Raw genomic sequence first — 13699 nt, forward strand, 5'->3', positions numbered from 1 at the left:
GGAGCGACAATGCCGCGAGCGTATATCGGCGTCGACGTGGGGACCACGAGCACGCGGGCAGGGGTGTTTGACGAGGCCGGCACACTGCTCGCGACGGCCCGGCATCCGATCAGGATCTGGCACGAGGCCGGCGATATCGTCGAGCAGTCGTCGGAAGACATCTGGAAGGCCTGTGTCAAATCGGTGCGGGCGGCGATGGCGGAAGCTGCCGTCGTCCCCGACAGCATTGGCGGCATCGGTTTCGACGCCACCTGTTCCCTCGTGGTGCTCGATCCGCAAGGCGAGCCGCTCACCGTCAGTGCGTCCGGCGAGGCGCAGCGCAACGTCATCGTCTGGATGGATCACCGCGCCACGGCCGAGGCGCGGCTGATCAACGAGACCGAGGACGCCGTGCTGCGCTATGTCGGCGGCTCGATCTCGCCGGAGATGGAGATGCCGAAACTGCTCTGGCTGAAGCGGCATCTGCGCGCGAGCTTCAATGCCGCCGGTCACTTCTTCGATCTGGCAGACTATCTGACCTGGCGCGCGACCGGGGCGCTGCAGCGCTCGACCTGCACCGTCACCTGCAAATGGAACTATCTCGCCCATGACGGCGGCGGCTGGAGCGCGCCGTTCTTCAAGCGCATTGGCCTGTCGGACTTCGTCACCGAACAATACGCGCGCATCGGCACCGAGATCGTTGCGCCCGGTACGCGCCTCGGCGCCGGGCTCACGCCGGCAGCAGCAGTCGAGCTCGGCCTCGCTCCGGGCATCCCGGTCGGCGCCTCCCTGATCGACGCCCATGCCGGCGGCATCGGCGCGATCGGTGGCCGCGACGGATCGGGGGGCGCGAGCGATGTCAGCGACCGTCTCGCCTACATCATGGGAACGTCGGCCTGCATCATGGCGACGACGAAGGAGCCGTGCTTCGTGCCGGGCGTGTGGGGCCCCTATTATTCCGGCATGGTGCCGGAGTTCTGGCTCAACGAAGGCGGGCAGTCCGCCGCGGGCGCTGCGATCGATCATCTCCTCAAGTCGCATCCTGGCCATGGCGAGGCGAGCGCGGCGGCGCGCAGTGAGGGCCTCGATCTCATCGATTTCCTCGAGCGCCGCATCATCGCGCGCGCCGGCGATGCCAGCGGCGCCGCGCTGCTGGCGCGCGACGTCCACGTGCTCCCGGAATTCATCGGCAATCGCTCGCCTTATGCCGACCCTGACACGCGCGCGGTGATCGCGGGCCTCGATCTCGACACCGACATCGCCTCGATGGAACGGCTGTTCGTTGCCGGTCTCTGCGGTCTTGCCTATGGTCTCGCCGAGGTGATCGAGGCGTTTGCCGCGCATGGGGTCCGCTCCAGCATCATGATCATGGGCGGCGGCGCCAGCCGCAGCCCGCTAGTTCGCCAAATCATGGCGGATACCACCGGCCTCACGGTTGCGTTGCCGCAAACGAAAGAGCCGGTCCTGCTGGGCGCCGCGATGCTCGGGGCGGTCGCTGGCGGCGCCTATGCCTCGATCGGCGAGACCATGGCAAAAATGTCGGCGCTGGGGCGCAAGAGCGAGCCGACCGCGCCCGACATGGCCGCATTTCACACCCGCAAGCGCGAGGTCTACAAGCTGCTGCGCGAGGTCGATCGCGGCAGCCGCGCGGCGATGAGCAGTGTCGCGAGAGGTTGAAAGACATGCTGATTGCCTGCGGCGATGCGCTGATCGATTTCGTGCCGACGCGAAACGTCGACGGACGCGAGGCCGTGATGCCCGCGGTCGGCGGCTCCTGCCTGAATGTCGCGATCGGCATGGCGCGGCTGGGTGCGCCGACCGGCTTTGTCGGCGGCATCTCGACCGACCTGTTCGGGCGCATGATCGCCGACCATGCCACCGCATCGAACGTCGCGCTCGATCTCGCCACCCGCAGCGACCACCAGACCACGCTCGCCTTTGTCCGTATTATCGCAGGCGAATCGCACTACGCCTTCTACGACGCCGAGACTGCGACGCGGAGCTGGACGTACCGGCGCGGGTCCATTCCGTTCGATACGATCGAGGCCGTCCATATCGGCTCGACCACGCTGGTCAACGACCTGGGTGCGGCCGAGACCAAGGCGCTGATTGCAGACGCGCGGGCGTCGACCACGATCTCCTTCGATCCGAACTGCCGACCGAACCTCGTCAAGGACAAGCCCGCGTATCTCGCTAGCATGGCCGAGTTCGCCGGAAGCGCCGATCTCATCAAGATGTCGGACGTCGATTTCGCCTATCTGTTCGGCGAGGAGCCTTGTCAGCAGCGCGCGAACACATTGCTGGCGCAGGGCACGAGCCTTGTCGTCATCACCCGCGGCAACAACGGCGCCATCGCCTGGCATGCGCGAGCAGGCCAGATTGAAGTCGCTGCGCCCAAGGTCGAGGTGGCCGACACGATTGGCGCTGGCGACAGCTTTCAGGCGGCGCTGCTGTTCGCCCTGTACAAGCAGGGCCGCATCGCCCGGCCGCGATTGAAGGACATCGGCGCGGACGAGCTCCGCCGTGCGCTGTCCTTTGCGGCCAATTGTGCCGGCCTGACCTGCACGCGTCCGGGTGCCGATCCGCCCTGGAGCCACGAGATCCATTGGAGCTGGTAGTCCGCGTCACATCCGCGCGACGGCCTTCTCGGCACATTTCAGGAAGGTTCCGATCAGCGGACTTTGCGAGTCCCGCCGCCAACAGACTGCAACGTCGAGGGAGTCGGCGACGTCACGCAGGGGTCTGAACACGACTCCGCGTGGCGCGCCGAGCTGTGCGCAGGCCGGCAGGATGGCGAGACCTTCACCGGCCAGGACCAGGCTCATCGCCGAATGCACCGTCTCCACCCGGCTGGCGATCGGCATCACCACTTGGTGCCGACGCAACAAGGGGACGACCGCCGAGGAGGCGGGTCCATGGTCCGGATGCGGCAGTGCGATCAGCGGACAGCCCTGCAGCCGGGCCATCGGCACGGAGCTCAAGCGGGCGAGGGGCGAGCGGATCGGCATGGCGAGCATGAAAGGCTGTGCCCCGATCTTTGCCACCTGGATCTCGGGATGATTGATTGCGGGCATGCACAGCGCGACCGTGACGCTGCGGTCGAGCACGCGGGCCTCGCGCGTCGAGGCGCTGAGTTCGGCGAAGCTGAGGTCGACGCCGGGAACCGCGCGGCGCAGTTCGGGGATGAGCCGCGGCAGCATCGCATTCGCCAGCACGAACATGTAGCCCACCGACAACCGGCCGCGCCGTCCCGAAGCAACCGCGCGCGCGGCTTCGGCGCCGTCGGCCGCCAGCGCCAGCGCTTCGCTGGCGCGCGCCAGCAACGCCTGGCCCGCCTCGGTCAGATCCATGCCTCGGGTGCCGCGGCGGAACAGCGGCGCGCCGATCTCGGCCTCGAGCTTGCGGATCTGGACCGAGAGCGGCGGCTGCGCCATCCGGAGCCGCTCGGCGGCCTTGCCGATGCTGCGCGCCTCGGCGACGGCGACGAAATAGCGGAGCCGGCGAAGATCCATTGGCATACCGAGAGCGTATGGGTTGGCCACAAAAATCGTATTGGACGGCGAGTTAACAAAACTGTCATTCTCGCTGTCAATGTCTTCGGGCCAATGGCGGCCCGCTTCGGAGCGAGATGTGACGATGAACGGCGATCCCTGTCTGTTGTCCGCAACCGAGCTGCGCGGTCTCATTGCGGCAAGGCGGATATCGCCGGTCGAGCTCACCCGCGCCGTACTTGCCCGCGCCGAGGCGCGCCAGCCCGAATTGAATTGCTTCATCACTCTGTGCGGTGACGAGGCGATCGCAGCGGCGCGCGACGCCGAGCGCAAGGTGATGGCGGGCGAACCGCTCGGCCTGCTGCACGGCATCCCCGTCACCGTCAAGGACATCGTCAACACCAAGGGCGTCAAGACGACCTTTGGCGCTGTTCCCTACAAGAACAATGTGCCGACCGAGGATGCCGTCGCCGTCGCACGGTTGCGCAGCGCAGGCGCGATCCTGATCGGCAAGACCACGACGCCTGAGTTCGGCAGCAAGTGCCTCACCGATTCACCTTTGTTCGGTCGGACCCGCAATGCGTGGGACGCCTGCCGTTCCTCCGGAGGCTCCAGCGGTGGCGCGGCGGTCGCTGTCGCCAGCGGCATCGCTCCGCTGGCGATTGCTACCGACGGCGGCGGCTCGACGCGCATTCCGGCGGCCTGCAACGGCGTGGTGGGCCTGAAGCAGAGCAACGGCGTGATCCCGCACAGCCAGGCCCTCGACGTCTTCGGCAACCAGACCTATGTCACGCCGACCACCCGTACCGTCGCCGACACCGCGTTGATGATGCAGGCGATGGCGGGCGAAGATCCTATCGATCCCTGGTCGATCGGCGTGCCCGTGCCTGACTTCATCGGCATCGCCGCACCGCGCGGCGATTTGCGCGGGATAAGGATTCTGTACTGCCTGACGCCGCCGGGCCGTCCGGTCTCCGCCGAAGTCGCCGCCAGTTTCAAGGCGAGCCTCGACCGGCTGGCCGGATTAGGGGCCGAGCTCGAGGAATTCTCCGGCGAGGGCTTCGACATCGAGCCGATCTGGCGCGCCATCAACCACACCGTCTGGCGCACGCGCTTTGCCAAGCTTGCGGCCGAGCATGGGGGCGAGCTGAGCGAGGCTTTTCTCAAGCAGCTCGCGCTCGCCGGCGAAGTCAGCGGCGTCGATTATCAGGAGGCGATGTTCGCGCGCACCGCGTTGTTCCGCCGCGTGCAATCGCTGCTTGCGCGCGGTCACCTCCTGGCGATGCCGACCCTGTCGCGCACCGCGTTGCCGATCAAGCAGGACCTGTTCGGCAGCATCGAGATCGATGGCAGGCACTACGACAGCGTCCGGCCGCATTGGTTCCCCTGGACCATGCCGTTCAACATGACCGGCCATCCCGCGATCAGCCTTCCCTCGGGTTTTGCCCGCGACGGGCTGCCGATCGGGCTTCAGCTGGTCGGCCGTTTCCGGGCCGATGCGGAATTGCTGCGCGTGAGCGCACTGTTCGAGGCGTCAAGCGATCTTCTGTCCCGCTGGCCGGCTTGAGGAGATGGGCGTGCAGCAAAGAGCTTGCTTAAGGCGTCCGGACATGTTGATCGTGGCGTTGGTGAGCCCTGAAGCCGAGCGCGCATGAGCGTCTTTGTCCTCCGACGTCTGTTGACCCTGCTGGCGACGCTGGTCGGCGCATCGCTGATCATCTTCCTGGTGCTCGACGCGCTGCCCGGCAACGCGGCGCAAATGCTGATGGGTGCCGACGCTTCGCCGGACGCGGTCCGCGCGCTCACCGTCAAGCTCGGGCTCGACCAGCCGCTGGCCGTTCGCTACGTGCAATGGATCAAGGGCCTCCTCGTCGGCGATCTCGGCAATTCCTACGTCTACGGCACCCCGGTCGCCAGCCTGATCGCGGAGCGGCTGGTGCTGACCATTCCGCTCGCGATCATGGCGATGACGATCACGGTGACGCTGGCGCTCTCCGCCGGCATCTACACCGCCGCCAATCACAACAAGCTCGGCGACGTCGGCGTGATGTCGCTGACGCAAGTTGGCATCGCGCTGCCGAACTTCTGGTTCGCGATTCTCCTGGTGCTGTTGTTCTCGGTGCGGCTGCAATGGCTCTCGGCAGGCGGCTTCGCCGGCTGGGAGGACGGCATCTGGCCGGGGATCAAGTCGCTGCTGCTGCCGGCGATCTCGCTCGCGGTGGTGCAGGCCGCGATCCTCGCGCGCGTCACGCGCTCGGCCGTGCTCGAAGTGCTGCGCGAAGACTTCGTCCGCACCGCGCGCGCAAAGGGCCTCGGCAAGCGCGAGGTGCTGTGGAGCCACGTGCTGCGCAATGCCATGATCCCCGTGATGACGGTGATGGGGCTGCAATTCGCCAATCTGCTCGCCGGCACCATCGTGATCGAGAACGTGTTCTACCTGCCGGGCCTCGGCCGCCTGATCTTCCAGTCGATCGCCAACCGCGACCTGATCGTGGTGCGCAATTGCGTGATGCTGCTCGCCGCGATGGTCGTGATCGTCAACTTCGTGGTCGATGTGCTCTATGCCTTCATCGATCCCCGCATCAAGGTGCACGACCTGTGAGCGCGCCCATCACCATCGACGCGCCCGTCGCAACGCGTCCGATGCCGGCGCGCACGTTCTGGCGCCGCGCGCTGCGCCACCGCAGCTTCGTCCTCGGTGGCGCGCTCAGCCTTCTGGTGCTGGCTTCGGCATTGGTGTCGCTGGTATGGACGCCGTGGTCGCCCTATGAGATCGATATCGCCGCAAAGCTCCGCCCGCCCTCGGCGGCGCATTGGCTCGGCACCGATTCCTTCGGCCGCGACATCGTCTCGCTGCTGCTTGCCGGCGCCCGATCCACCATCATGGTCGGTGTCATCGCCGTCAGCATCGGTCTCACCTTCGGCGTCACGCTGGGCCTGATCGCCTCGGCCCGGCGCGGCTGGACGGAGGAGATCATCATGCGCTTCTCCGATTTCACCTTCGCCTTTCCGGCTGTGCTGTCCGCGATCATGCTCGCCGCCGTGGTGGGGCCGGGCATGGTGACCTCGATCGTCGCGATCGGCATCTTTCAGATCCCGACGTTGACTCGGCTGACGCGCGGCTCGGCCAATGCGATCTGGGCGCGCGAATTCGTGCTTGCGGCACGCGCGGCGGGCAAGGGGCGCTTCCGCATCACCATCGAGCATGTGCTGCCGAATATTCTGTCGATCCTGATCGTGCAGGTTACCATCCAGTTCGCGCTCGCCATTCTCGCGGAGGCCGCTTTGTCCTATCTCGGCCTCGGCACGCAGCCGCCGCAGCCGTCCTGGGGACGGATGCTGAACGATGCGCAGACGTTGCTGTTCCAGTCGCCGATGCTCGCGGTCTATCCGGGTGCTGCGATCGCAATCTCCGTGCTCGGCCTCAACCTGCTCGGCGACGGACTGCGCGACCTGCTCGATCCCCGGCTGGCGCGGGAGCGATGACGATGGCGGAGCGCTCCAACATGCCGCTGATCGAAGTCGACAATCTCGGCGTTCGCCTCAACACCAGCCGTGGGCCGGCGCAGGCCGTGCGCGGTGTCAGCTTTGCGCTGAAGCGCGGCGAGACGCTTGGGCTCGTCGGCGAGTCCGGCTGCGGCAAGTCGGTCACGGCGTTGTCGTTGATGGGGCTGCTGCCGGACAGTGCCGTCGTCACCGGCAGCATCAAGCTGGACGGCGACGAGCTCGTCGGACTTGCGGATGCCGATTACTGCCGCCTGCGCGGCAACCGCATCAGCATGATTTTCCAGGAGCCGATGACTGCGCTCAACCCGATGCACACGATCGGCAACCAGGTCGCCGAGCCGCTGCGGCGTCACAAGAAATATTCGGCGGCGCAGGCGCGCAAAGAGGCGATCGCCTTGCTCGACCGCGTCGGGCTGCCTGACCCCGCACGTCGTGTCGATGCCTATCCGCACCAGTTCTCCGGCGGCCAGCGTCAGCGCATCACCATCGCGATGGCGCTTGCCTGCGAGCCGGACCTGTTGATCGCGGACGAGCCGACCACCGCGCTCGACGTCACCATCCAGGGTCAGATCCTGGATCTCATCGACGACCTCGTCGAGGAGCGCGGCATGTCGATGATCCTGATCTCGCACGATCTCGGCGTCATCGCCGAGAACGTCCAGCGCATGATGGTGATGTATGGCGGCACCGTCGTCGAGAGCGGGCCGACCAACGAAGTCTTCCGTCGCATGGGCCATCCCTACACGCAGGGCCTGTTCCGTGCCCGGCCCAAGCTCGGCGCGCGCAAGGGGACGCGGCTGAAGACGATCTCGGGCACGGTGCCGGAACTCGCCGATCTGCCGTCCGGCTGCACCTTCTCCGATCGCTGTCCGCTCGTGATCGAACAGTGCCGCGCCGCGCTGCCGCCGATGGTGGGTGTCGGACCCGGCCATTTTGCGCGCTGCATCCGAACGGACGTGTCGATGGCCGAACGCGTCGGAGCGCTGACCGCATGAGCACCGCGCCGCTTCTCGACGTCCGGGATCTCGAACAGCGCTACACGCTGCCGCGCGAGAGCCTGTTCCGACCGCCGGGGCAGGTGCGCGCGCTCAACGGTGTCAGCGTGCAGGTCCAGGCCGGCAAGAGCCTTGGCATCGTCGGCGAGTCCGGCTCCGGCAAGTCCACCTTCGCGCGCGTCGTGATGGCGCTGGAGCGGCCCACGTCAGGGCAGGTCGCACTGCTCGGGCGTGATCTCAATCGCCTGCCGGCCGACGAGCTGCGCCGCGCCCGGCGCGATTTCCAGATGGTGTTCCAGGACCCCTATGGCTCGCTCGATCCGCGCCAGACCATCGCGCGGATCGTCGCCGAGCCGCTGACCGTGCTGGAAGGTGCCGTCCGCACCACGTTCCGCGACCGGGTCGCAGCGGTGTTGCGCCAGGTCGGCTTGCGCGATGCGGACATGGAAAAATATCCGCACGAATTCTCCGGCGGCCAGCGCCAGCGCATCGCCATTGCGCGTGCGCTGATCACCCAGCCGAAGCTGATCGTCGCCGACGAGCCGGTCTCCGCGCTCGACGTATCGGTGCAGGCCCAGGTGCTGAACCTGATGCAGGACCTCCAGGAGCAGTTCGGCCTAAGCTACATCCTGATCAGCCACGATCTCGCCGTGGTCGACTATCTCTGCGACGAGGTCGCGGTGATGTATCTCGGCCGCATCGTCGAGCAGGGGCGGCCGGAGGATTTGTTCGAGCGCGGCGCCCATCCCTATACGCGGGCGCTGCTGGATGCGGTGCCGCGGGCGCGTGCCGGGGGTGGCCGGCGCCGGCGCGGGGCCCAGGCGATCGCCTCGCAATCGGCGGCGACGGCCGGATGCCCCTATGCCGCGCGCTGCGCCCTTGCCGACCAGCATTGCCGCGAGGTTCCGCCTGCGTTACGCAAGGTGGGCGAGGGACACCTTGCCGCCTGCCACAAGGCCGAGGCCGTGATGGCGTTGCCGCAGGCGGCCATGGAAGGTTAGTGTCCGGGGCAGGATTGGCGTTAAGCTGGAAACAGGATTGGCCGGGGAGTTTGCGCATGTTCAGGAAACTATCGATCGTCGCCTTTGCCGCTGCGCTCGTCGCGGCGCCTTTGCCGGTGTTGGCGCAGAGCAAGAAGGACAGCGTCGTCATGGCGATGGCGCTGGAGCCGCCGGGGCTCGACCCCACCAACGCCGCCGCGGCCGCGATCGCCGAGGTCACGCTCTACAACATCTACGAGACCCTGACCAAGATCAACGAGGACGGCTCGGTCTCGCCGCTGCTGGCCGAGAGCTGGACCGCTTCGCCCGATCTGAAGACCTATACGTTCAAGCTGCGCAAGGGCGTCAAATTCCACAATGGCGAAGCGTTCGATTCCGCGGCGGTGAAGTTCTCGTTCGAGCGCAACGCGGCGCCGACCAGCACCAACAAGGACAAGAGCCTGTACCAGGCCTTCGAGAAGGTCGAGACGCCCGACGCCGACACCGTCGTGATCACCGTGAAATATTCCGAGCCGAACCTGCCGTTCCTGCTCGGCCAGGCGGGCGGCTCGATCGTCGAGCCGAAGAGCGCGGGTACCAATGTCACGCAGCCGGTCGGCACCGGACCGTACCAGCTTGGCGGCTGGGCCAAGGGCTCTTCGATCACGCTGAACAAATGGGCCGACTACCGCAACGCCTCCGCGATCAAGCTGTCCAAGGTGACGATCCGCTTCATCTCCGATCCGGCGGCGCAGGTGGCGGCGCTGCTGTCGGGCGACGTCGATGCATTCCCGCGCGTCGCCGCGGCGCGCGCCTTGGCACAGTTCAAGGCCGATCCGCGCTTCAACGTCCAGGTCGGCGGCTCCCGGGCCAAGACCATCGTTGCGATCAACCACCGCAAGAAGCCGCTCGACGATGTCCGCGTCCGCCGCGCCATCCTTGCCGCGATCGACCGCAAAGCCATGATCGACGGCGCCGTCGACGGCTTCGGCACGCCGATCGGCAGCTTCTACGTGCCGGGCGCGCTCGGCTATGTCGACACCACCGGCATCAACCCCTACGATCCGGAGAAAGCCAAGAAGCTGCTCGCTGAAGCCGGCGTCACCACGCCGCTCGAATTGTCGCTCAAGCTGCCACCGCCGTCCTATGCGCGGCAGGGCGGGGAGATCGCCGCGGCGCAGCTCGCCAAGGTCGGCATCGTCGCCAAGATCGAGAATGTCGAGTGGGCGCAATGGCTGTCGCAGGTGTTCGCCGGCAATGGCCCGCACAATTTCGATCTGACCATCGTCAGCCACGTCGAGCCGTTCGACCTCGTCAAGGTCACGGAGCAGGACTACTACCTCGGCTACAACAACGAGGCCTTCAACGCGCTCTACAAGCAGATCGTCTCGACGCCGGACGAGGCCGCCCGCGCAAAGCTGCTCGGCGACGCCCAGCGCATGCTCGCCACCGACGCGGTCTCCGCCTACCTGTACCAGCCGCAGCTCATCACCATCACAGCCAAGAAGCTGAAGGGCGTCTGGAAGGACGTCCCACAGTTCGAGAACGACTTCTCCACGTGGTATTGGGAGTAAGGCGGCGTCCGTTGCCGTGTCCTCTCCACGCGTTGGAGAGGACAGCGCCAAACAAAAACCTGAAAAACAACCCCATGCACAGTAGCAGGGGTCAGTTGTTTCAATGGTTTGCACGTCGCGCCTGTGCGATCGAGGCGGTGCGCCTGAAAGTTGACCCGTCGGGCAAAACACTGGCATGATGGCATCGTCGCGGTCTCGTGGTCAGGGACGCGCCGCAAGGCGAGACAGCCGTGAAGAAGCCATCCCGCCGCGATGCCGGCATTGCCGCGGCGGCCGTCCGCACCGAGGCGCCGATCTCCCCAAAGCTTGATCATGCAAGGCTCGATCATGCGTCGATGAGCGATATCGCTCATGCCTTGGCCGATGGGCATGTCACTGCCGCGGCGCTGGTCAAAACCTATCTCGCGCGCATCCAAGCCTACGACCGCGGCGGGCCCAAGCTCAACGCGGTACGCGCGCTCAATCCCGACGCGCTCGCGATCGCAGGCAGACTCGACGGCGTCAAGCCGTCGGCCAAGCGGCCGCTGGCCGGCATCCCGATCCTGGTGAAGGACAACATCGCGACCGGCGACGCGCAGCCGACCACGGTGGGCGCGCTGGCGCTGGAAGGCGCGCGTGCGCGGATGATGCGACGCTCGTCAAGCTGCTGCGCGAGGCCGGTGCGGTGATCCTCGGCAAGGCGAACCTGACCGAATTTTCCAACATGATCGCGGTCGACATGCCCGCCGGCTATTCGTCGCTGGGCGGTCAGGTGAAGAACCCCTATGCGCCGGCGCTGGCCGACGATCACGGCATCCCCGTCGTGTCCCCGGGAGGCTCGAGCGCGGGTTCGGCGGTCGCGGTGGCGGCAGGTCTGTGCGCGGCCTCGATCGGCACGGAGACCTCGGGCTCGCTGCTGTTTCCCGCCAGCCAGAACGGCCTCGTCACCGTGAAGCCGACCGTCGGGCTGATCAGCCGATCCGGCATCGTGCCGATCGCGCACAGCCAGGATACCGCCGGGCCGATGACGCGGACCGTGCGCGACGCGGCGCTGCTGCTGAACGTGCTGGCGGCCAAAGACCCGCTCGATCCCGCGACGCAGAAGCAGCGGCGGCCGGACGATTACGCGGACGGCCTTGCCGCCGACGCCATGAAAGGCGCGCGCATCGGCGTGCCGAGCGACCCCGCCGATCCCCTGAACGATTGCTTTTACGGCAAGCTGCTGCCCAACAGGGTCAAGCTGATGGCCGAAGCGATCCAGGTGCTGGAGGATCTCGGCGCCGTCATCGTGCGTGCCAGCATGCCGACGCCCGGCTGGATCGGCGGGCCCGGCACGACCATGGCCGTGCTCAACCGCAATCCGCTGAGCGCCCACAAAGGCACGATCGCCCGACCGCCGGTCGTCTTCCTCTACGAAATGAAGCACGACCTCAATCTGTATCTGAAGGAGTGGGCGACCAACACCGGCATCAAGACCATGACCGACATCGTCGCCTTCAACGAGGCGAACGCGCACAGGGCGCTGCGTTTCGGCCAGGACCACTTTCTCGCCGCGGAGATGACCAGGGGCGATCTCAGCGAGCGCGAGTACAAATCCGCACGCGCCATGGACCTGCTCTCGGCCAAGACGCGCGGCATGGATGCCTATATGAGCCGACACAAGCTCGACGCCGTCCTGTTCGCCGGCGCATACGGCGCCGCAATTGCCGCCAAGGCGGGTTATCCCAGCGTCATGGTGCCGGGCGGGTTCGTTTCGGGGACAGATGACGGCAAGGATACGCCCGACTATCCGTTCGGCGTCACCTTCGCAGGCCGCGCCTGGAGCGAGCACAAGCTGCTGCGCTTGGCCTACGCCTTTGAACAGGCCTCCGCCAAGCGCAAGCCGCCGCCCGGCCTGCCGGCGCTTTAGAGTGCACTGTGGGTGCGCCGCTCTGGCATGTGCTGACAAATCCGCTGTCTGTTCTCGCAGATGCAGCGGACGCGCCGTCCTGCCCTGGGGAGGGCGCTTTGTGACCTGAAGCGGAAGCCAGCCCTAGTCGGCGGGCGGCCCTTCATGCTTTGATTTGCTGTGCTCTGAAACTGGAGGACCACACTCGTGATGTCGGCAGCGTGCACGCGTCTTGGGATCGAACTTCCTATCATTCAAGCCCCAATGGGCGGAGCGGTCGGTCCCGCTCTGGCTGCAGCAGTGAGCAATGCCGGTGGGCTGGGCACCTTGGCTTTATGGGGAGCGGACATAGAAACGTTGCGTCGGCAAATTCGCGAAACTCAAGCCCTTACAAGCAAGCCATTCGCCGTCAATTTAAACCTAGAGTTCGCGCAAGGAGAGCGCCTTGACGCTTGCCTGCAGGAGCGCGTGCCGATTATCTCCTTCTTCTGGCGCGAACCCTCGGCGCTTGTGGCCCGTGCGAAGGCGGGCGGCGCTGTCGTACTTCATACGGTTGGCACCGCCGAAGACGCGCGCCGAGCAGTAGAATGCGGGGTTGACATCGTCGTTGCACAAGGATGGGAGGCAGGTGGCCATGTGCGTGGGAAGGTCGCGACGATGGCACTTGTACCCGCAGTGGTCGATGCTGTTGGCCGTGTCCCAGTCATAGCCGCGGGAGGCATTGCGGATGGTCGTGGACTTGCCGCTGCCTTGGCGCTCGGCGCTTCGGGGGTCTGGATCGGGACCCGTTTCCTCGCGAGCACTGAAGTGGAAATTCATCCCCATTATCGCGAGCGATTATTTCGAGCAACAGAAGACGATACCGTTTATCTCGAAGAGCTATTTGACATCGGATGGCCAAAGGCTCCTCACCGTGTATTGCGCAACAGCACTGTCGCGGCTTGGGAAGCGGCCGGGCGTCCAGTTTCGGGAAAGCGGCCGGGTGAGGGCGAGGTCGTCGCCACCTCGAAATCTCGTGGCCCAATCGTCCGTTATCGATCCTATACACCAGCAGCCGATGCCGAGGGTGACATCGATGCACTATCGCTCTGGGCCGGGCAGAGCGTTGCGCTCGTCCATAAGACACAGCCTGCAGCGGAGATCGTGCAGGAGATTTTTGACGAAGCTCAGGCTATCTTAGGTCGGCTAAGCAACGCCCGTTAAGCTTCAGTGAATTGCCATGTCCGCTTCTAGCCCTTAGCCGAACCGGGCTGAGGCATTTGCTATGTCGGCTAAGGGAGCCAGAGCGGACGCGGGCTAGAGCTTG

The 13699-nt window shown here is 66.2% G+C and carries 10 protein-coding genes and 1 pseudogene; 10 read left to right on the forward strand and 1 reads right to left on the reverse strand.

Annotated features, from left to right (window positions below):
• Positions 1-9: 9 nt before the first annotated feature.
• Both N2602_RS14135 and N2602_RS14140 read left to right on the forward strand, forming a co-directional pair.
• Positions 10-1656 (forward strand): FGGY-family carbohydrate kinase, encoded by a 1647-nt coding sequence (locus tag N2602_RS14135; protein ID WP_260382999.1) that lies wholly within the window; start codon positions 10-12, stop codon positions 1654-1656.
• Between the two features lie 5 nt (positions 1657-1661).
• Positions 1662-2597, forward strand: a complete 936-nt coding sequence (locus N2602_RS14140) for a carbohydrate kinase (RefSeq protein WP_260383000.1) — start codon at positions 1662-1664, stop codon at positions 2595-2597.
• Between the two features lie 6 nt (positions 2598-2603).
• Here N2602_RS14140 and N2602_RS14145 read toward each other — a convergent pair whose 3' ends face one another.
• A complete protein-coding gene (locus N2602_RS14145; RefSeq protein WP_260383001.1) occupies positions 2604-3491 on the reverse strand; it encodes a LysR family transcriptional regulator in 888 nt (295 codons plus the stop codon).
• A 124-nt stretch (positions 3492-3615) separates the two neighbouring features.
• On the opposite strand from N2602_RS14145, the gene N2602_RS14150 reads away from it, so the two are divergent.
• The 8 genes and pseudogenes from N2602_RS14150 to N2602_RS14190 all read left to right on the forward strand — a co-directional run bounded on the left by N2602_RS14150 (position 3616) and on the right by N2602_RS14190 (position 13596).
• Entirely contained in the window at positions 3616-5037 is a 1422-nt protein-coding gene (locus tag N2602_RS14150) for an amidase (protein WP_260383002.1), read from the forward strand.
• 84 nt (positions 5038-5121) lie between these two features.
• The gene (locus N2602_RS14155; protein ID WP_172784338.1) at positions 5122-6072 is read left to right on the forward strand and encodes an ABC transporter permease; all 951 of its coding nucleotides are present in this window, start codon (positions 5122-5124) and stop codon (positions 6070-6072) included.
• Complete coding sequence (locus tag N2602_RS14160) at positions 6069-6956, forward strand: ABC transporter permease (RefSeq protein WP_260383003.1); 888 nt, start codon at positions 6069-6071, stop codon at positions 6954-6956. The genes N2602_RS14155 and N2602_RS14160 overlap by 4 nt, the downstream gene beginning before the upstream one ends.
• A gap of 2 nt (positions 6957-6958) precedes the next feature.
• Entirely contained in the window at positions 6959-7972 is a 1014-nt protein-coding gene (locus tag N2602_RS14165; RefSeq protein WP_260383004.1) for an ABC transporter ATP-binding protein, read from the forward strand.
• Entirely contained in the window at positions 7969-8973 is a 1005-nt protein-coding gene (locus N2602_RS14170) for an ABC transporter ATP-binding protein (RefSeq protein WP_172784341.1), read from the forward strand. The genes N2602_RS14165 and N2602_RS14170 overlap by 4 nt, the downstream gene beginning before the upstream one ends.
• Before the next feature lie 56 nt (positions 8974-9029).
• A complete protein-coding gene (locus N2602_RS14175) occupies positions 9030-10526 on the forward strand; it encodes an ABC transporter substrate-binding protein (protein ID WP_260383005.1) in 1497 nt (498 codons plus the stop codon).
• 335 nt (positions 10527-10861) lie between these two features.
• A pseudogene (locus N2602_RS14185) lies at positions 10862-12414 on the forward strand (amidase family protein).
• Between the two features lie 189 nt (positions 12415-12603).
• Positions 12604-13596, forward strand: a complete 993-nt coding sequence (locus N2602_RS14190; protein ID WP_260383653.1) for a nitronate monooxygenase family protein — start codon at positions 12604-12606, stop codon at positions 13594-13596.
• Positions 13597-13699 lie beyond the last annotated feature (103 nt).

Origin of the sequence: Bradyrhizobium sp. NC92, assembly GCF_025200865.1 — a bacterium.
Lineage (GTDB): Bacteria > Pseudomonadota > Alphaproteobacteria > Rhizobiales > Xanthobacteraceae > Bradyrhizobium.